The sequence below is a fragment of the Psychroserpens sp. AS72 genome, assembly GCF_038900375.1.
Lineage (GTDB): Bacteria > Bacteroidota > Bacteroidia > Flavobacteriales > Flavobacteriaceae > Psychroserpens.
Window position 1 is genome coordinate 152,026 of record NZ_JBBMRC010000003.1, and the last position, 19,035, is coordinate 171,060.

The window sequence follows — 19,035 nt, forward strand, 5'->3', positions numbered from 1 at the left end:
ATGGGTATTTAAAAAAGAATATTGAAGTATAAAATCTTAATGGATAATCGTAGAAAACAACAATTTCAACAAATTTATTGCTTAATATCATTTCAATGTTACATCTTTGAACTCAACTTAAGGATGTGTTTATATTGAATTAACATAAGCAGAAATCAACGTACTAACTTATTAAATCAAATTGGGTAATACTTTCAATATAAATAAGACTATAACTTACATATTTATTATAGGATTAAGTTTGAGTCTGTTTTTCATATATTTTGCACAAGAACGTGTATATAATGAATTGACCTACGGTATACTCTCATTAGGGTCTGAAAAGTATTTAAGATCATTTTCTGTGATTTTTATTTTTATTGCGGTTATTCTTAATATAGTTGACAATAAAGAGAACTACTTACCTAACATTTTCATAGCTTACATTTTGATTGTTGGGTATATAAGCATCAATTATATACTAACTGGTCCAGGATTAACTGATTTTACTGGTCTAATGGATACCAAAGGAATTGGCCCTTGGCTTGCATTGGGTTTGATTTTTTTAAGTTTTGATGATTATAGATATAAACTATTTAAAAAGTTCTTAATTCTTTCAGTAGTTGTCATATCACTTTTTGTTTTTTATAACTTAAAAGAATACGGAATTGGTTTATTTAGAGGACAAGCATTAGCTAAATATCGAGTTTATGCCACTAGCTTAGTATGGATAGCTCCATTTGTTTTTTTAATTTTAAAAAACGATAAAAAGCTAGCTGCCTTTAGATTTTACGCCATCTTTATAGGAATATCCACAGCACTTATCACTCAAACAAGATCTTTTTTATTAATTTATTTTCTCGTTCTTATATTTGATTTTCTCCATACTAAAAAAAAGACCTATTATATAATTGGCGGATCGATAATAGGATTACTCTTTATATATATATTATTTAATACAGAAGCCTTTAGTGCTTCTTATGAATTATTACTTAAAAGAGGTACAAATGATACTCGAACCAATCAAATAATTGAATTTTTGAGCCAAGTAAATTTCTATGATCTAATTGTTGGATCAGGTTTTCACGCAACTTGGAGCTTTGATGGACAACCCTATTCTTATCTTGATAATCAATGGATTTTATTAATATGGTGGGCTGGTTTAATTCCAGCTATTATGTATTTTTATTTGACAGCTGTTATTCCTTTTAAATTATTTATTGCAAAAGATCAAGATTATGAAACTAGAGTTGAAGCTTTTATATTAATTGTTTGGACGCTTGCTTGTGCTGGTTTAGCTATATATTCTACAATGTCAGTAGATTTTTTCTTTTTTATTATATGCGTTATTCAAGGTCGCCTTTTATATAAATACAGTATACGAAGTGAATATAGATAGAGACACAATAAATAAAACTTTAACATTATATGGTTCATCCTTTATTGGTATGGGCTTAGGTTTTGCCATAAGCGTTTTTAACACTAGTGTTCTTGGTAAAGAAGCTTTTGGTGATTTCAAGTTTATTGAAACTGTTTTTCGATTTTTAGCTGGACTTGTATCGATAGGTGTATTTATTTCAATTACTAGAATGCTTGCCATAGCTAAAAATAATTCTTACAAACAAAATCTCATTGGCTTCTTTGTGATATCATTAGCCGTAGCAGGTATTATTGGTGTCATTTTATTAATAATATTTTCTTATTTAGAACCTATTTGGTTTTCAAATAATTTAGGATTTATTTTTAGAAAATATTCGTTTTTAATATTCGCTATAATTGGCACTATAGCTTTAGCTGAAATACTGAAAGGTTTAAATAAAATTTATACGCTTTCATTTCTTTCAACTATTCCTGCTATTGTGTATTTGATTTTAGCCTACTTTTTTAATTTAAATAACGCTCTTTATTTAGAAGATATTCTATTACTTTTTTACGGGCTTCAGTTGCTTTACATGATTGTAATTATCTATAAATTAAAGCCAAAGTTTAATATTACAAAGAGTCTTTTTAAAGATGTTATTCATGAAAACAATACAAACGGAAGACCTATTTACTATGGTAGTTTAGCAGGAGTTGCAACTGCTCATATCGTTGGATTTTCTTTATCTTATTATATTGACAATACACAGGTAGGCTTTTTTACATTAGCAATGACTATTTGTTCACCAATAATGATAGTTCCATCTGTTTTAGGAACCGTTTTTTTCAAAAAATTCACAAACTTCGATTTTATACCTAAAAAGGTTTTCATTTTTTCTATTTTAGCCACAGTTTTAGCTATGATAATATTTTATCTTTTTATAGAAAAAGTATTTCTATTGTTTTATTCTGATGACTTTTCTCCTGCAATAGAAATTTCAAAAATAATTATTTTAAGTTTTTTATTGCATGGCTTAGGAGATCTGATAAACAGATTTTTAGGCGCCAAAGGCAAAGGTAAATTATTAAGGAATTCTGCATTTGTAGTAGGAATTGTAAATGTTTTAGGATATACAATGCTCGTTAAATATTTTGGTGTTAATGGAGCAATAATCACTAAAATATTAGCAAGCGGAACTTATCTATTCATGATGTACTATTATTATACCAAATTCACAAAAAAAAATAAATATGTTTAAAGGAAAAACCCTTTTAATTACTGGAGGAACAGGATCGTTTGGTAATGTCGTTTTAAACCGGTTTTTGAATACTGATATCAAAGAAATTCGAATATTTAGTAGGGACGAAAAAAAGCAAGATGATATGAGAAATCGTCTTCAAAATGACAAAGTTAAGTTTTACATTGGTGATGTAAGAGATTTTAGCAGTATAGATAGAGCTATGAATGGTGTAGATTACGTTTTCCATGCTGCTGCCTTAAAACAAGTTCCTTCTTGTGAATTCTTTCCTATTGAAGCAACTAAAACAAATGTTTTTGGAACTCAGAATACTATTGATGCAGCAATTAAAAACAATGTTGAAAAAATAATTTGTTTAAGTACAGATAAAGCAGCTTACCCTATCAATGCCATGGGTATTAGTAAAGCTTTAATGGAGAAAGTTGCAATCGCAGCTTCTAGAAATATCAATCAAGATAGAACTACAGTATGTTTAACAAGATATGGAAATGTCATGGCCTCTCGAGGATCTGTTATTCCTCTTTTTGTCAAACAAATAAAAGAAAATTCGCCATTAACAATCACTGATCCTAACATGACACGATTTTTAATGTCATTAGAAGACGCTGTTGATTTAGTTCTTTTTGCTTTTAAAAACGGACATCAAGGAGACTTATTTGTTAATAAAGCACCTGCAAGTACGATTGGAGATTTAGCAGCATCTATTCGCGATATTTTTAATGGTCAAAATGATATTAAAATCATTGGAACTAGACACGGAGAAAAATTATATGAAACGCTTTGTACTCGTGAAGAAATGCAAAAAGCTGAAGATATGGGTGATTTTTACAGAATACCTGCCGACAATAGAGATTTAAACTACAGTCGTTATTTTTCTGAAGGTGAAAAAGATATTAGTACTATTGAGGATTATCACTCTCATAATACAACTCAGTTAACTAAAGATGCTCTAAAAAACACGCTTATGAATCTAGAATTCATTAAAGATAGTTTAAATGAGTAATGAACATCAAATAATAGAAGGCAACCTATTTTCTGATGATCGTGGTTCTATGGCATTTGTTAATAATTTTTCATTAAAACCTATTGTTCGTTTTTATGAAATCTCACCAAAAGACACTACAATTATTAGAGCTTGGCAAGCACATAAAGAAGAATGTAAATGGTTCTACTGTACAAAAGGGTCATTTAAAATTAATTTAGTCAAGTTAGACTCTTTTAAAAATCCTTCGGAAAATTTAAGAGTGCATACTTTCGAATTAAATTCAGAAACACCTCAAGTCCTTTTCGTACCAGGTGGTTATGCAAACGGATTCAAATCTTTAGCCAAGAAATCTAAGTTAATGGTCTTTTCTAATTTTGATTTAGAAGCATCAAAACTTGACGATATTAGATTTGATTCTAATAAATGGACAATAAAATAATAACATAATGAAAATTGGAATTACAGGTCAAAACGGTTTTATAGGAAATCATCTCTATACGACATTGAGTCTTGACGACACCGTTGAATTAGTTAATTTTGAAAGACATTTCTTTGAAGAAGAAAATGCACTTCAAACATTTGTTTCAAGTTGTGATATTATTGTTCATCTAGCTGCTATGAATAGACATGAAGATCAACAAGTCATTTATGATACTAATGTTGTACTAGTAACAAAACTTATAGATGCTTGTGAAAAAACAAATTCAACACCTCACATCATCTTTTCTTCATCTACTCAAGAGTTAAAAGATAACCTCTATGGCAAATCAAAAAAAGAAGGTAAAGCTTTACTAGAAAAATGGGCCTCACAATCCAATGGAAAAATAACATCATTAACAATTCCGAATGTATTTGGACCGTTCGGAAAACCAAATTATAACTCCTTTATTGCTACCTTTTGCTATAAATTAACTCATGATGAAGTTCCTGAAGTTCATGTAGATTCCGAAGTAAATCTAATTTATGTAAATGAGTTAGTTTCTGCATTTATTGGTGTTATTAAAGATAATATTAAAACTAATGAATTCAACAACTCTTGTTTTGAATACATAGTTCCACATACAAGTTCTAACAAAGTATCACACATCTTAAATTTGCTCAAATCATTTAAAGATAATTATTTAATGAATGGTGTTTTTCCTTCATTGGAAGATCCATTTGAGAAAGCATTGTTTAATACCTATAGATGTTATGTTCCTGAAGATCATTACCCTGTTCTTTTTCAAAAACATACTGATCCTCGAGGAAGTTTTGTAGAAATTGCTAGAACAAATACAAGTGGTCAGTTTTCATTTTCAACAACAGTTCCTGGTATTACAAGAGGAAATCATTTTCACACCAGAAAAGCTGAACGATTTGCTGTGATAAGCGGAAAAGCTTTAATCCAGTTGAGAAAAATTGGAACAGATGAAGTTATAGATTACTATTTGGATGGTGAACATCCAGCTTATGTGGATATGCCTATTTGGTATACACATAATATTAAAAATATAGGTGATACAGAACTAGTTACCTTATTTTGGATAAACGAACCTTATAATGCAGAAGATGCAGATACTTATTTTGAAAACGTATAAGTCATGAAAAAATTAAAAATTGTTACTGTAGTAGGTACACGACCTGAAATCATTCGCCTTTCATGTGTGATTTTAGCCTTAGATGCAAATGAAGCCATAGATCATAAATTAGTTCATACTGGTCAAAACTATGATTATGAACTTAATGAAATATTTTTTGATGACCTTGGTTTAAGAAAACCAGATCATTTTCTTAATGCAGCAAAAGGTTCAGCAACCGAAACTATTGGTCAAATCTTAATTAATATAGATCCAATTCTTGAACAAGAACAACCAGATGCCTTTCTAGTATTAGGAGATACTAATAGTTGTCTTGCAGCAATTACAGCAAAAAAACGTAAAATACCTGTATTTCATATGGAAGCAGGAAATCGTTGTTTCGATCAACGTGTTCCTGAAGAAACGAATAGAAGAATTGTAGATCACTTATCAGATGTTAATTTAACATACAGTGATATTGCAAGAGAATATCTATTAAGAGAAGGACTACCAGCAGATAGAATTATTAAAACAGGAAGTCCAATGTTTGAAGTTTTACATAAGTATCTAGATAAAATTAAAAAATCAGATGTACTCGATCGTCTAAGTCTAGAAGATGGTAAATATTTTGTTGTCTCTGCACATAGAGAGGAAAACATTAGCAGTGAGGTTAACTTTAATTCTCTTATAGAAAGTCTAAATACAATTGCCGACACTTATAAATTTCCAATTATTGTTTCTACACATCCTAGAACTAGAAAAATGATTGATTCAAAAAATATAAAAGTTAGAGATGAAGTTAAGTTTATGAAACCTTTAGGATTTACAGACTATAACGCATTACAAAGAAATGCTTTTGCCGTATTATCAGACAGCGGAACGATTTCAGAAGAATCATCAATCTTAAATTTCCCAGCTTTAAATATAAGAGAAGCGCATGAACGTCCTGAAGCAATGGAAGAAGCTTCAGTTATGATGGTGGGTTTAAAACCAGAACGTATTTTACAAGGTTTAGCTGCTTTAAAGGTTCAAGTAAGAAATCCTGAAAGAAATTTCAGATTGGTTTCAGACTACTCTATGCCTAATGTTAGTGAGAAAGTAGTTCGTATTATTATCTCTTATGTAGATTACGTAAATAGAGTTGTTTGGTCTAAATAAGTAGAGTTTGAAAAAGGGCGTTTTTATATATAGTAATTTTGATTTTTCAGTAAAAAATGCTGGAGTAACGAGAATGTGCTATTATGCGCAGGCTATTGCAAATGAAAACACGTCTGTTTATTTAATGACTTGCAGTAATTCTCCAATACATGAAAATTCATTTATAGAGATTTATCCTAATGTATTTAGACTTAAAGATAATACCATTACCCAAAGCTTTATGGGAACTTACAAATTTGTAAAAAATTTATACAAGTTTTCAAAAGAAACGGTAAACGAACAATCCTTTTTATTCTACCCTTCACCTCTACTATATCTAGAAATTGTTGCTATTTATTATTTAAAATTTTTAAAAAAATGCAATGTCTTTTATGAACTCAATGAAGTTAGAAAATACACATCAACATTTCATGAAAAAGCGAGCATAAAGCGTCCAAAATACGCCATTAAAAAGATCATCTATAAAACTGTATTTTCATCATTAGAGTCTTTGCTTCGCTATTACGACGGACTCATTTGTATTTCTACAGCTATAAAAACATATGGCGAAAAATTTAATCCCTCTACAATTAGAATCCCTATTCTTACAAACCCAAATTCAAATAAAACATTTTCAGATGAAATTTACAGTCAAAAAGAAACGTTTAACATAGGTTTTTCTGGAAGTATACATCCTGTTAAAGAAAATTTATTGAATTTTTTCAATGTCCTTGGAGAGCTTAAAAAGAACAATGTCAACTTTACACTCAATTTATGTGGATACATTGAGAATCAACATCGTGATCTATTACTTGATAAAACTGCAAAGGATTTAAATATTAAAGAACATATCCATTTCTACGGAAATTTAAACGCTTTAGAATTATCAACTTTTTTAAACCAACAACAGTTATTAGTGATTCCACGAGGATATACACTCCAAAATAATTATGGCTTTTCAACTAAACTTTCAGATTATTTAGATCATGGAAAACCAGTATTAGTAACAGATGTGAGTGATAATAACCTTTACATTAAAGATGGTGTAAATGGATTTATTGTTCCAACAGATGATAATAAAAAGATGTATGATAAACTATCATATATTATAAATAACTATGATTCTTTTTATGAAACCATTCAAGAAAACGCAAACGAAACTTCAAAACTAAGCTTCTATTATAGAAATTTTCATGATGTGCTCACTAGCTTCCTATTTAAATCAATAAAAAAAGTATCCTAAATCAATTGCAAAACCTTATAAAAAAGGGCCTTAAATAATGAAACAGTCTAAACCAAAACTTAGTATTTTAACCATAGATTATGGTATGGGAGGAACAGAACGTTTCATAAGCTTATTACTTCCAGAACTTATCAACCATTTTGAAGTGACTTTAGTGATTTTCTACAAGTATATTCATTATGAAATTCCTGAAGAGGTCAATCTTATTATTTTAAAACCTGATACTAAGAAGTCTCGATCTTACCTTTTTAAAATTAGAAATTTCACAAGTTTATATTTAAAATATAAAAAATTTATTAAAAGTGAAGGCATTGATATTTCATTCTCATTGCTACCAATACCTAATATCATAAATAGTTTTATTCACATGACAAACAAGTCTGTGAGAACCGTTATTAGTGAGCGTTGCTACCCTTCAATAATGTATAAAGACCAGAAAATGCAACTTAAATTGGCAAAGTTATTTTTTCCAATATTTTATAATAGAAACAATGCTCTGTTTTCAAACTCAGAACATATCAACGAAGATTTAAAAGAAAATTTTGGAGTAAAAATCCCAATGGAAGTCATTTATAATCCAATTGGAACTAATGATTCTATAAGATTAGATGAGAGTTCTTTTAAAGAAACAAATCATCTTAAATTAATTAATGCTGGTACAATGTATAGTGCCAAAAATCAAAAACTCATTTTAGAAGCTATGAGTTTACTTAAGATTGGAGATTTTGATTTTACAATTTTAGGAAATGGTCAACTTACCGAAACGTTAAGAACCCAAGCCAACGAATTGAGTCTTAGTGATAATTTTTATCAATTAGGAAAAGTTACTGATGTAAAAGCGCATTTAATTGAGCACGATTGCTTTATTTTGTCTTCAGATACTGAAGGTTTTCCTAACGTATTACTAGAAGCATTATCTGTAGGTTTACCTGTGATTTCAACAAATTGCCTTTCGGGTCCTTTAGAAATGCTAAATGACAATGTACCTGTCAATATCGGTGAAGGTGAATTTATTAAAGCTAAATACGGGATTCTAGTGAATGTAAATGATGCTTTAGGAATGTCTAAAGCCATTCAATATTATTTAGACCATCCTGAAGAACGTCAAAAATATGGCGAGTTGGCGTTTGAAAGAGCAAAAATGTATAGTATGCCAAAAATCTATAATCAAGTTAAAGATATATTATTGAACAATTAGTATGTGCGGAATTAACGGAATTATATCAAAAAACAATGGTGTTCAGCAAATAAGTGAAACGCTAACCAAAATGAATGACTTGATTATTCATCGTGGACCAGACGACCATGGTATTTCTGTGAGTAATTCACAAGAATCTATTGTTGCTTTGGGAATGCGTCGACTATCAATTATTGATTTAAGTTCTGGACATCAGCCAATGTTTTCTGAAGACAAAAAAATCACCATCGTTTTTAACGGTGAGATTTACAACTTTAAAACACTTAAGGACGAGCTCATTTCCGAAGGCATACAATTTAAAACGACTAGTGATACTGAAGTTATTTTAAAACTTTATGAAAAAATTGGTGTCGCTGCTTTTAAACGTCTTGATGGTATGTTTGCGCTCAGTATTCATGATCAAAATATTGATAAGGTCTTTATTGCAAGAGATTATTTTGGAGAAAAACCATTATATTATACAAAACAAGGAGACTCGTTTTATTGGGCTTCTGAGTTAAAATCTATAATTAATTGTATTGATCATAAACCAAAAATTAATACTAAAGGATTAAATCTCTATTTTAGGTTGACCTACATTCCTGCTCCTTATACAATTTATGATGGGATTCATAAATTAGAACCTAATAGCATCATGACTTTTGACTTAAAATCTAACAGTTTTGAGATACAAAGCATGCATGAGTTACCAATCCCTAAAAAAACTGATGTCTCATTTGATGATGCAAAAAAGGAAGTTAATGAGCGCGTTTATAAAAGTGTAGAAAGTAGATCAATATCTGATGTACCTTTAGGAACATTTTTATCTGGAGGTGTAGATTCTTCTGTCGTTTCTTACTGCTTAGCAGATATGACAGATTCTAAAATTGATACATTCTCAATTGGTTTTGAAAAGAAATCTTATGACGAGACTGATAAATCTCAAGTCGTAGCAAAACTCATAAACAGTAATCATCATGAGTATATTATTAGTGAAAATGATTTAAAACATCACATTGATGATATCCTTCATAATTTTGATGAACCCTTTGCAGATTCCTCTTCACTCCCAACCTATTTAGTTGCAAATCGCACAAAATCTAGTGTAAAAGTAGCATTAACTGGTGATGGTGGAGACGAAATATTTGGTGGTTATAACAAGTATTATATTGGAAAAATTAATTCCAAATACACAAATATAATTCCGAAAGGGATTCATGGAGCAATCAATAATTTAAGTACTAAATTATTAAGTAGAAAAGATGATAGTCGCGGTTTTAAGTACAAACTCAATAAACTTATTAAAGCTATAGATTATTCAGACGGTTATTATTGGGATATTATTTCATTAGCATTTAGTACAGATGACATCAACACATTATTAAATAGTGATTATCAAGATCTATCAATGTTTGATCATTTTAAAAATGTATCAGGAATAGACAACCCTAAATCACTTAACGATTTTAGACGTATAGACAAACATGTAAGTTTAGAAGGTGATATGCTTGTAAAGGTAGATAGAACAAGCATGTTAAACTCTTTAGAATGTAGAGCACCTTTTTTAAATCGTGAGTTGTACGAATATACAATGACCTTACCTGAGGATTATTTATTACATAAATGGAGTAAAAAGCATATTCTTAAAGAAGCTTTTAAAGATGTATTTCCTGAAGGTTTTCTTGAAAAATCAAAACAAGGTTTTGGAGTTCCTGTTGGTGATTGGCTTCGTAATAATTTAAAAGCTGAGTTATTATCTTATGCTGAAACGTCGTTTTTACAACAACAAGCTATTTTTGAAGTTAAAAACATTACGCAACTCGTTAATGATCATTTAACAGGTAAACAAGATCAAACTTTTAAGGTTTGGGCGTTTTTCTGTTTTCAGAAATGGTATAAAAACATCTATTTAAAATAAGTATCTAAATAATTTACGTGCAAAAACTTATTCGTATAACGACAGTTCCTTCCTCTTTAAGAACACTCTTAAAAGGACAATCGCGCTTTATGAGTGCGCATTACGAGGTTATTGGTGTTTCTGGTGATGGAGATCCTTTAACAGAAGTTAGGCAAAATGAAGGTATTAAAACTCATGTCATTGAAATGACAAGAACTATAACACCTATCAAGGATTTAAAAGCAACATTTAAACTTTATAAGTTTTTTAAATCCGAAAAACCATTCATTGTACATACGCATACACCAAAAGCAGGAACTTTAGGCATGTTAGCAGCTCGTTTAGCTCGCGTGCCTCATCGTTTACACACTATTGCAGGTTTGCCTCTATTAGAAGCTACAGGTAAAAAACGCTTACTTCTTGATGTAGTTGAAAAATTCACCTATGCTTGTGCCACTAAAATCTTGCCTAATTCATTTGGCTTAGAACAAATCATCATCGATAATAAATACACGAAGCAAGAAAAACTATTAGTTATTGGTAATGGTAGCTCAAATGGTATTGATACGACTCATTATGATACGAGTCTAGTTTCCGAAGAAAAAAAAGAAGATCTCAAACAAGAACTAGGTATAAAAGAAAAAGATCTTGTCTTTATCTTTATTGGTAGAATTGTGAAAGACAAAGGCGTTAATGAATTAGTTAATGCATTTCATAAACTCTCAAAGAAAACACTTCATTGTAAACTAATATTAGTTGGTCCTAGTGAAAATCACTTGGATCCATTATTACCTGAAACTGAATCGATAATCAAAGAGAATAAACAAATTTTAGCTGTAGGTTTACAAAAAGATATTAGACCCTATGTTGCTGTATCTCAGGTGTTAACTTTCCCTAGTTATAGAGAGGGTTTTCCAAATGTAGTTTTACAATGTAGTTGTATGGGTTTACCATGTATTGTTTCTAATATTAATGGTTGTAATGAGGTTGTTGAGGATGAAGTTAACGGACTCATAATACCTGTAAAAGATGAAACCGCTTTAGAAAAAGCGATGCAGTTTATGATTGATAATCCTGATAAAAGAAAAGCGATGGTTAAACATACAAGATCAAGAATAACAGAACGTTACGAACAAGAATTTGTATGGAACGAACTTTTAAACTATTATAAAAGTTTAAAATAATGACTGTTTATAAAGCTATAATAAAACCATTTTTTGATACCTTTGCTGCCTGCATTGGATTTCTATTATTATTTCCACTCTTTGTCATCACTTGGATGGTTTTGATGTTTAAAAATAGTGGATCAGCCTTTTTTTATCAAGAACGTCCTGGAAAAAACGAACGTATCTTTAAAATCATCAAATTTAAAACGATGACAGATAAAAAAGATGCCAATGGTGAGTTGCTTCCTCCATCAGAACGTTTAACAAAAACAGGAATATTTGTTAGAAAATATTCTTTGGATGAAATTCCGCAACTATTAAACGTTATTAAAGGTGATATGAGTATTATTGGTCCTAGACCTTTACTTATTAAGTATCTACCAAGATATAATGCTGTGCAAAAGCAACGACATAATATTAAACCTGGTATCACAGGTTGGGCTCAAGTTAATGGTAGAAATGCTATAAGTTGGGAACAAAAATTTGAATATGATGTGTGGTATGTCAACAACATGTCATTTATTTTAGATATTAAAATTTTATTTCTAACGGTCTATAAGGTTTTTAAAAAAGAAGGAATATATACTGTAGAAAATGATATAACTCCAGATTTTATGGGAACAGAAACAAATCAAAAATCAACGAATGGCAATTAATATTTTATTCACTTGTGCAGGACGACGCAACTATTTGATTAATTATTTTAAAGACGCTTTAAAAGGTCAAGGTTGCGTAGTAACCGTAGATATGAACCTCAGTGCTCCTGCTATGATTGATGCAGATCGTGCTATAATGGTTCCTAGTATCTATGATGACAACTATATTGAAGCTCTAAAAAAAGTGATTATAGAACAAGATATAACTGCTGTTGTGTCTTTAAATGATCTAGAATTACCTATACTAGCAAAGCATAAAAAGGAATTAGAAGCTGCTGGAGCAAAAATAATTGTATCTAGTGAACATGTTATAAATATAGCTTTTGATAAATTGGAAACATTTAATTTCCTGAAAAATATTGGCTTAAATACGCCAAAGACTTATACAACGTTAGAAGCGGCTTTTAATGCTATTGACCTCGGAAATTTGAAGTATCCGTTAGTGGTTAAACCTCGTTGGGGAAGTGCTTCTATTGGTATAGATTTTCCAGAATCGGCCGAAGAATTAAAACTTACTTTTCAACTCCAACATATTAAATTAAAAAAATCTATACTAACTACTGCCAGTGAAAATGATATTGATAATGCAATTCTTATTCAAGAAAGTTTAGATGGTAAAGAATATGGTATGGATATCGTCAATGATTTTGAAGGTAATTATTACGGAACATTTGTACGAGAAAAACTAAAAATGAGATCTGGAGAAACGGATATAGCGGTTTCTGTAATTGATGAGCGTTTTGATAAAATTGGAAAAATAATATCAGAACATTTAAAGCACATTGGCACTATGGATTGCGATGTGTTTAATGTAGATGGAGAACTATATTTACTTGAGTTAAATCCAAGATTTGGAGGAGGTTACCCTTTCTCACATGAAGCAGGAATTAACACTGCAGCCATCTACATTGAATGGCTTAAAGGTCATACAAAGATAGATCAATTTAATAACTACAAGCCTGGAAAGAAGTTTTCTAAATGCGATAGGATGTTAGAAATAAAATAGGTCTAACCAAAAATAATTTTCTGCGCTTTTTTACTTCCAACAATTACAAATTCTTTTTTATTTGCTTGATGTTGATATACCTTAATATTTTGATTAGGTTCTGGATTTGCAAATAAAAATGTGTAAACACATTGTGGTAAATAATCACTATACTCTTTATCAGTATAACCTATAGCTTTATAAGAATCATTGACCTCAAAATGGTCTAATTTTTCAAATTTAATGTTCTTAAATAAATCAATATGTTCCTGACTACCGCCTTTAATTTTAAACATTAATTTACGGTACACTTCATTATAATTTTTTTCTCGTAAATACAACTTAGTTTTATAAAACAAAGCGAGATAAGAGGCTTTAAATCTAGATTTAATTGATTTAGAATCATAAAGAATATGATAATGGAAATCATATTTTAGATTTCCCCATTTATGTTTATAATCAAAATCACCTTTTGAAAAATCGGAAATACGATAATCATTTTCAAAACACCACTCGAGTAACTTAATAATTGAAGTCTTACCAATACTAAATTTATAATAGTCTGGATCAAAAACAGTGATGGCTTCATATAAAATATCATCTGCATGAAAATTCAATGTAATCGCTATAGGTGTTTTATCATTATAAATCACCAACAGTGAAGCTTTCTTTTCTTTGATCATTTCAATAACCAATTCATTATAATAGTTCCATTTATCTGGACTAAGATGATGGTAATTGGTTTGTTTATCTTCAAAGCGTTTACTTAAAAGATCATGAAATTGTTGAAAAAGAAGATCAAAATCATCCTGTTCTACATCACCATGTATAAAATCGTATGAAATATTAAAACACTGCTCAAGTCGCCTTTGATTGGATCTAAACTCTCGTCTATTTTTAGAACTAAATTGCGAATTGATATAATCTTCATGATTAGAATAAGATGAAATATCCATTAAAAAACCGTTGTACTGAAATATGGTTTTTAATTGTAATGAAGAGTTAGAAGGTGGTTTAAAAGCTTCCATCTCATAATAAGAAGGAACATCATAGATCAAAAACGTTTTTCCTTTGTAATCTTCCTTGGTATAATCTATCTCGTAGTAAATCCCTTTAGTCAAATTCTCACCAACATTTTCATAAACACCTAGGCTTGATCTTTTTATAAATCTTACTCCACAAATAAAATCTAATGACAATGGTTTTTTTCCATGATTAAAATGGGTAGACCATATAGTCTCAAATGTTGAAGATGTAAAAGGATTGGTTTTCATTAATTATAGTCAGTTACTTCTGAAAATGGAATACAAAAGTAACATTTTTGATACGTTTTAATCAATTAAATTATTAAATAATCTTGCATTTTTATTTACATTTGACCCTATTTTCAATAATACTTATGAACGGTCACTTTGTTATATCTTTAGATTATGAAATTCATTGGGGAGTTTTTGATAAAAAAACTGTTGATGATTATAAAGAGAACCTTACTAATGTAAGTAAAGTTGTTGATAGACTCATTGAAATGAGTGATAAGTATAATGTAAAACTTACTTTTTCTACTGTTGGATTTTTATTTGCTAAAGATAAAGAAGATTTACTTAAACACATCCCAAAAAACCAACCAACCTATAAACTCAAAGAATTTAACCCATACCCTCTTCTAGAGCATATTGGTAATAATGAACATGATGATCCTTATCATTATGCGCTTTCAAAAATAAAAGAGATAAGAGATAATAGAAATCACGAAATAGGAACTCATACATTTTGTCATTATTATTGCCATGAAGATGGTCAAACAGTTGAGCAGTTTGATGCAGACATAAATGCAGCTAAGCAAATTGCAGCACCTTTAGGTATAGACCTTAAAAGTATTATATTTCCTAGAAACATGATAGATGCTGATAAAGCAGTAGACCAACCATATCTTGAAGTTTGTCAAAAACATGGTATAACATCATTTAGAGGAAAAGAAAAAGCCTATATTTATAATATTCACACAACCAAGTTTTATCATAGCTGGTATTTTTTCAAACTGTTAAGATTGTTGGACTCTTACATTAGTGTAACAGGACCTAACACCTATAAAGTGGAACAGATTAATAAAAATAAAGCAGTTAATAACTTACCTTCCAGTAGAATATTGAGAACTTACACACCAAAATTAAAATTTTTAGAGCCTTTAAAAGTACGACGAATTAAAAAAGCTATGACTTATGCTGCTAAGCATAATGAAATGTTCCATTTATGGTGGCATCCTCATAATTTTGGTGCTCAAACTGATGAGAACTTTAATAATCTTGAAGCAATTTTTAAAACCTACCAAGAATTGAATAAAACGTATGGATTTAAAAGTGAAACAATGACTGGTTTATCTCATATTATAGACTCAACCAAGGCTTAATTATACTTTAAAGTAAAAACCCCTTATTAAATCAACGTAAAAAAGCGTTTTTTATCGTGTTTATTTGGTATATGAGAGTGTAATGACGCATCTTTAAACCGAATTTGGAAAGTCAAAACTTATAATTACTGTTTTATCTTGAAATTTTCAAACCCAAATCCCTCGCTAGACAATAACTATTAAATAGTTAATAACTTACTTAACATATTGATTATGGAATCAAAAATTTGGTTGTCATCTCCGCATATGAGTGGAAAAGAACAATCTTATGTAAATAATGCTTTTGAGACAAACTGGATTGCGCCTTTAGGTCCTCATGTTAATGGTTTTGAAAGCGATATACAAAACTACTTAAAACAAGGTATTCATGTAGCTGCATTGAGTTCTGGTACAGCTGTAATTCATTTAGGTCTTATATTGATGGACGTTGGATTGGGAGACGAAGTCATTTGTCAAAGTAAAACATTTTCGGCATCTGCTAACCCAATAGTATATCAAGGTGCTACCCCTATTTTTATTGATAGTGAAAAGGAAACTTGGAACATGTGTCCAGAACAATTAGAAATAGCAATCAAAGACCGTATTAGTAAAGGTAAAAAACCTAAAGCAATTATTTCTGTTCACCTCTACGGTATGCCTTATAAAGTAGATGAGATTCATAAAATAGCTAAAGCTTATGATATTCCGGTTTTAGAAGATAGTGCTGAAGCTCTAGGAAGTTCCTATAAATCTATTAAATGTGGTACATTTGGTGACATCTCAGTATTATCATTTAATGGCAACAAAATTATTACTACTTCTGGAGGTGGTGCTTTAGTTACTAAAGACATTAAACTAAAAGAAAAAGCTGTTTTTCTTGCCACTCAATCAAGAGACAAAGCTGTAGAATACTTACATTCTTCTATAGGCTATAATTACAGACTGTCAAACGTATTAGCTGGAATTGGCAGAGGCCAAATGGAAGTTATTGATGATCGTGTAGCGGCTAGAAGAGCTAACTTTGAACACTATAAAGAAAGTTTTAAAAACATAGAAGAATTAAAATTTATTGATGAACCAGAAGGGTACCACTCTAACCGTTGGTTATCATGTATGCTTACGCCTTCCGCAGATATTAGAGAAGGTATTAGAACAAGTTTAGAGGCATTAAATATTGAAACTAGACCTCTTTGGAAACCAATGCACCAGCAACCTGTTTTTAAAGATGCTCCTAAATATCTTAATGGTATTTCTGATGACTTATTTGAAAAAGGCTTATGTTTGCCTAGTGGTTCTAACTTAACTGAGGATGAATTAAATAGAGTAACATCTGCAATAAAAACGTATTTTAGAGCATGATTAAAAAATTACTACAAGACATATCAAATAAATATGCCTCAAAATGGCTGGTAATGCTTTTCGATTTAGTTATCGTAGCGTTTACATTTATTGTTGCTTACGTCATACGTTTTAATTTTATTTTTGACTTTGACTGGGTGGTGATGTTAAAGCAAATTCCGTTTGTGTTTTTGGCTGGACTGATCAGTTTTGTTGTTGTTGGTTCCTATAAAGGTGTGGTTAGATTCACAGGCTTCAAAGATGTTATCAACATTATTATTGGTGTTAATATTTTAGCGACCATTTTAATTATATCTACTTTTTTCAGCAGAAGATTGAACTATGAGAGTATTTTTAATATTTCGGGTTCTATCATATATATTCATCTATTACTTAACATCCTTTTTCTTGTTGGCTCAAAACTTTTTATAAAATCTGTTTACAATAAATTGATGCAAGATTTTAAAACTCAAAAACGAGTTTTAATATTTGGAGCGGGAAATGCTGGGATGATCACGTACGATGCTATTTCTAATGATCCAAATAATAGTCATGAGATTATCGGTTTTATAGATGATAACGAACGTAAAATTGGTAAGAAGATAAATACACTAAAAGTGTATAGTTTAGAAAACATGACGTCTGCCTTTATTGAAAAACACGGTATTGAAGAAGTTATTATTTCTGTTCAAAATATTGAGTCTTCAAGACTTTTACAAATATCAGGTCAACTATTTGAGCTAGGTTTAAAAGTGAAGATTGTTCCTCCTATTCAACATTGGATTGATGGTGATTTAAGTGTAGGTCAAATTAAAGAAGTAAATATTGAAGATCTTTTAGGTAGAGATCCTATTTCTATTACCAATCCTGCGCTATTAGATGAATATGATAATCAAATTATTCTAATTACAGGTGCTGCAGGTTCTATTGGTAGTGAAATTGCAAGAAAAACCACAAATTATAATTATAAAAAATTAATTCTCATTGATACTGCAGAGTCTCCTCTTTACGAATTACAACAAGAATTTGTTCAAAATGGAATTAAAAATTTCATAGCTATAGTCTCAGATGTAAGAGATTTTAGACGTATGGAAAAACTCTTTCAACAGTACAAACCAAATATGGTTTTTCATGCAGCTGCTTATAAACATGTTCCTTTAATGGAGAACAATCCTTACGAAGCAGTTAGTGTAAATATTGGAGGCACACGTCACATGGCAAGCTTATCGGTTAAGCATGGTGTAAACAAATTTGTACTTATTTCTACAGATAAAGCGGTGAATCCAACCAATGTGATGGGTGCAACAAAACGTATTGCAGAGCTTTATGTAAATTGCTTACAAGGAAAAGGCAAAACGAAATTTATTACTACGCGCTTCGGAAATGTGCTAGGTTCAAATGGTTCTGTCATTCCATTATTTAAAAAGCAAATAGATCAAGGAGGCCCTTTAACTGTAACTCATAAAGACATTACTCGTTATTTTATGACCATTTCCGAAGCATGTCAACTAGTATTAGAAGCTGCTACAATGGGTAATGGTGGAGAAATATTTGTATTTGATATGGGAGAATCTGTAAAAATACACGACTTAGCAAAAAACATGATTATACTCTCTGGACTTAGATATCCAGAAGATATTGATATTAAAATTACGGGATTAAGACCTGGAGAAAAAATTTACGAAGAGTTACTAGCTGATGGTGAAAATACCAGACCTACATATCATGAAAAAATTATGATCGCTAGAACAAAAGAAATTGATGCGCTTAGTATTAATGATAAAATTTCAAATTTGTGTACTGTTAATTTAAAATCACAAAACTTAGAAATTGTCGCATTAATCAAAGAAATCATTCCAGAATATATTTCTAATAACTCAAAATATGAAGTATTAGACTCAAAAAAATAAGC

Annotated in this window: 16 protein-coding genes; 15 read left to right on the plus strand and 1 reads right to left on the minus strand. The window is 30.1% G+C overall.

All coding sequences use genetic code 11. The features are described 5' to 3' along the window. Nucleotides 1-181 precede the first annotated feature (181 nt). The 12 genes from WNY78_RS06880 to WNY78_RS06935 are packed head-to-tail and all read left to right on the plus strand — an operon-like array spanning nt 182 to nt 13,420. Nucleotides 182-1,378 (plus strand): hypothetical protein, encoded by a 1,197-nt coding sequence (locus WNY78_RS06880; RefSeq protein ID WP_342872462.1) that lies wholly within the window; start codon nt 182-184, stop codon nt 1,376-1,378. Then, the gene (locus WNY78_RS06885) at nt 1,365-2,597 is read left to right on the plus strand and encodes an oligosaccharide flippase family protein (RefSeq protein WP_342872463.1); all 1,233 of its coding nucleotides are present in this window, start codon (nt 1,365-1,367) and stop codon (nt 2,595-2,597) included. The genes WNY78_RS06880 and WNY78_RS06885 overlap by 14 nt, the downstream gene beginning before the upstream one ends. Next, the gene (locus WNY78_RS06890) at nt 2,590-3,600 is read left to right on the plus strand and encodes a polysaccharide biosynthesis protein (protein ID WP_342872464.1); all 1,011 of its coding nucleotides are present in this window, start codon (nt 2,590-2,592) and stop codon (nt 3,598-3,600) included. The genes WNY78_RS06885 and WNY78_RS06890 overlap by 8 nt, the downstream gene beginning before the upstream one ends. Further along, entirely contained in the window at nt 3,593-4,021 is a 429-nt protein-coding gene (locus tag WNY78_RS06895) for a dTDP-4-dehydrorhamnose 3,5-epimerase family protein (RefSeq protein WP_342872465.1), read from the plus strand. Before WNY78_RS06890 ends, WNY78_RS06895 begins: the two co-directional genes overlap by 8 nt. A gap of 4 nt (nt 4,022-4,025) precedes the next feature. After that, on the plus strand, nt 4,026-5,159 hold the full coding sequence (locus WNY78_RS06900; RefSeq protein ID WP_342872832.1) for an NAD-dependent epimerase/dehydratase family protein: 1,134 nt from the start codon (nt 4,026-4,028) through the stop codon (nt 5,157-5,159). A 3-nt stretch (nt 5,160-5,162) separates the two neighbouring features. Then, nucleotides 5,163-6,296: a UDP-N-acetylglucosamine 2-epimerase (non-hydrolyzing) gene (gene wecB / locus WNY78_RS06905; protein WP_342872466.1), complete on the plus strand. Its 1,134-nt coding sequence runs from the start codon at nt 5,163-5,165 to the stop codon at nt 6,294-6,296. A 7-nt stretch (nt 6,297-6,303) separates the two neighbouring features. Beyond that, nucleotides 6,304-7,518, plus strand: a complete 1,215-nt coding sequence (locus WNY78_RS06910) for a glycosyltransferase (protein WP_342872467.1) — start codon at nt 6,304-6,306, stop codon at nt 7,516-7,518. 37 nt (nt 7,519-7,555) lie between these two features. After that, on the plus strand, nt 7,556-8,716 hold the full coding sequence (locus WNY78_RS06915; protein WP_342872468.1) for a glycosyltransferase: 1,161 nt from the start codon (nt 7,556-7,558) through the stop codon (nt 8,714-8,716). 1 nt (nt 8,717) lies between these two features. Next, complete coding sequence (asnB, locus tag WNY78_RS06920; protein ID WP_342872469.1) at nt 8,718-10,613, plus strand: asparagine synthase (glutamine-hydrolyzing); 1,896 nt, start codon at nt 8,718-8,720, stop codon at nt 10,611-10,613. A 17-nt stretch (nt 10,614-10,630) separates the two neighbouring features. Then, nucleotides 10,631-11,776 carry a glycosyltransferase family 4 protein gene (locus tag WNY78_RS06925; protein WP_342872470.1) on the plus strand — a complete coding sequence of 382 codons (1,146 nt, stop codon included), beginning with the start codon at nt 10,631-10,633 and terminating at the stop codon, nt 11,774-11,776. Next, complete coding sequence (locus WNY78_RS06930) at nt 11,776-12,414, plus strand: sugar transferase (protein WP_342872471.1); 639 nt, start codon at nt 11,776-11,778, stop codon at nt 12,412-12,414. The genes WNY78_RS06925 and WNY78_RS06930 overlap by 1 nt, the downstream gene beginning before the upstream one ends. Continuing rightward, the gene (locus WNY78_RS06935) at nt 12,404-13,420 is read left to right on the plus strand and encodes an ATP-grasp domain-containing protein (protein WP_342872472.1); all 1,017 of its coding nucleotides are present in this window, start codon (nt 12,404-12,406) and stop codon (nt 13,418-13,420) included. Before WNY78_RS06930 ends, WNY78_RS06935 begins: the two co-directional genes overlap by 11 nt. A 2-nt stretch (nt 13,421-13,422) precedes the next feature. Here WNY78_RS06935 and WNY78_RS06940 read toward each other — a convergent pair whose 3' ends face one another. Then, nucleotides 13,423-14,673 carry a GNAT family N-acetyltransferase gene (locus tag WNY78_RS06940; RefSeq protein WP_342872473.1) on the minus strand — a complete coding sequence of 417 codons (1,251 nt, stop codon included), beginning with the start codon at nt 14,671-14,673 and terminating at the stop codon, nt 13,423-13,425. A gap of 125 nt (nt 14,674-14,798) precedes the next feature. Here WNY78_RS06940 and WNY78_RS06945 point away from each other — a divergent pair, with 125 nt between their 5' ends. The 3 genes from WNY78_RS06945 to WNY78_RS06955 all read left to right on the plus strand — a co-directional run bounded on the left by WNY78_RS06945 (nt 14,799) and on the right by WNY78_RS06955 (nt 19,033). Continuing rightward, entirely contained in the window at nt 14,799-15,806 is a 1,008-nt protein-coding gene (locus WNY78_RS06945; RefSeq protein WP_342872474.1) for a polysaccharide deacetylase, read from the plus strand. 213 nt (nt 15,807-16,019) lie between these two features. Beyond that, on the plus strand, nt 16,020-17,144 hold the full coding sequence (locus WNY78_RS06950; RefSeq protein WP_342872475.1) for a DegT/DnrJ/EryC1/StrS family aminotransferase: 1,125 nt from the start codon (nt 16,020-16,022) through the stop codon (nt 17,142-17,144). Then, nucleotides 17,141-19,033, plus strand: coding sequence for a nucleoside-diphosphate sugar epimerase/dehydratase (locus WNY78_RS06955; protein WP_342872476.1), 1,893 nt, complete (start codon nt 17,141-17,143; stop codon nt 19,031-19,033). The genes WNY78_RS06950 and WNY78_RS06955 overlap by 4 nt, the downstream gene beginning before the upstream one ends. Nucleotides 19,034-19,035: the final 2 nt, after the last annotated feature.

Excerpts from the sequence above, each read along its gene's own strand:
- WNY78_RS06890 (WP_342872464.1), top strand. The coding sequence starts at position 2,590 with ATGTTTAAAGGAAAAACCCTTTTAATTACTGGAGGAACAGGATCGTTT.
- WNY78_RS06945 (WP_342872474.1), top strand. The coding sequence starts at position 14,799 with ATGAACGGTCACTTTGTTATATCTTTAGATTATGAAATTCATTGGGGA.
- WNY78_RS06935 (WP_342872472.1), top strand. The coding sequence starts at position 12,404 with ATGGCAATTAATATTTTATTCACTTGTGCAGGACGACGCAACTATTTG.
- WNY78_RS06955 (WP_342872476.1), top strand. The coding sequence starts at position 17,141 with ATGATTAAAAAATTACTACAAGACATATCAAATAAATATGCCTCAAAA.
- WNY78_RS06915 (WP_342872468.1), top strand. The coding sequence starts at position 7,556 with ATGAAACAGTCTAAACCAAAACTTAGTATTTTAACCATAGATTATGGT.
- wecB (WP_342872466.1), top strand. The coding sequence starts at position 5,163 with ATGAAAAAATTAAAAATTGTTACTGTAGTAGGTACACGACCTGAAATC.
- WNY78_RS06895 (WP_342872465.1), top strand. The coding sequence starts at position 3,593 with ATGAGTAATGAACATCAAATAATAGAAGGCAACCTATTTTCTGATGAT.
- WNY78_RS06930 (WP_342872471.1), top strand. The coding sequence starts at position 11,776 with ATGACTGTTTATAAAGCTATAATAAAACCATTTTTTGATACCTTTGCT.
- WNY78_RS06940 (WP_342872473.1), bottom strand. The coding sequence starts at position 14,673 with ATGAAAACCAATCCTTTTACATCTTCAACATTTGAGACTATATGGTCT.
- WNY78_RS06950 (WP_342872475.1), top strand. The coding sequence starts at position 16,020 with ATGGAATCAAAAATTTGGTTGTCATCTCCGCATATGAGTGGAAAAGAA.
- asnB (WP_342872469.1), top strand. The coding sequence starts at position 8,718 with ATGTGCGGAATTAACGGAATTATATCAAAAAACAATGGTGTTCAGCAA.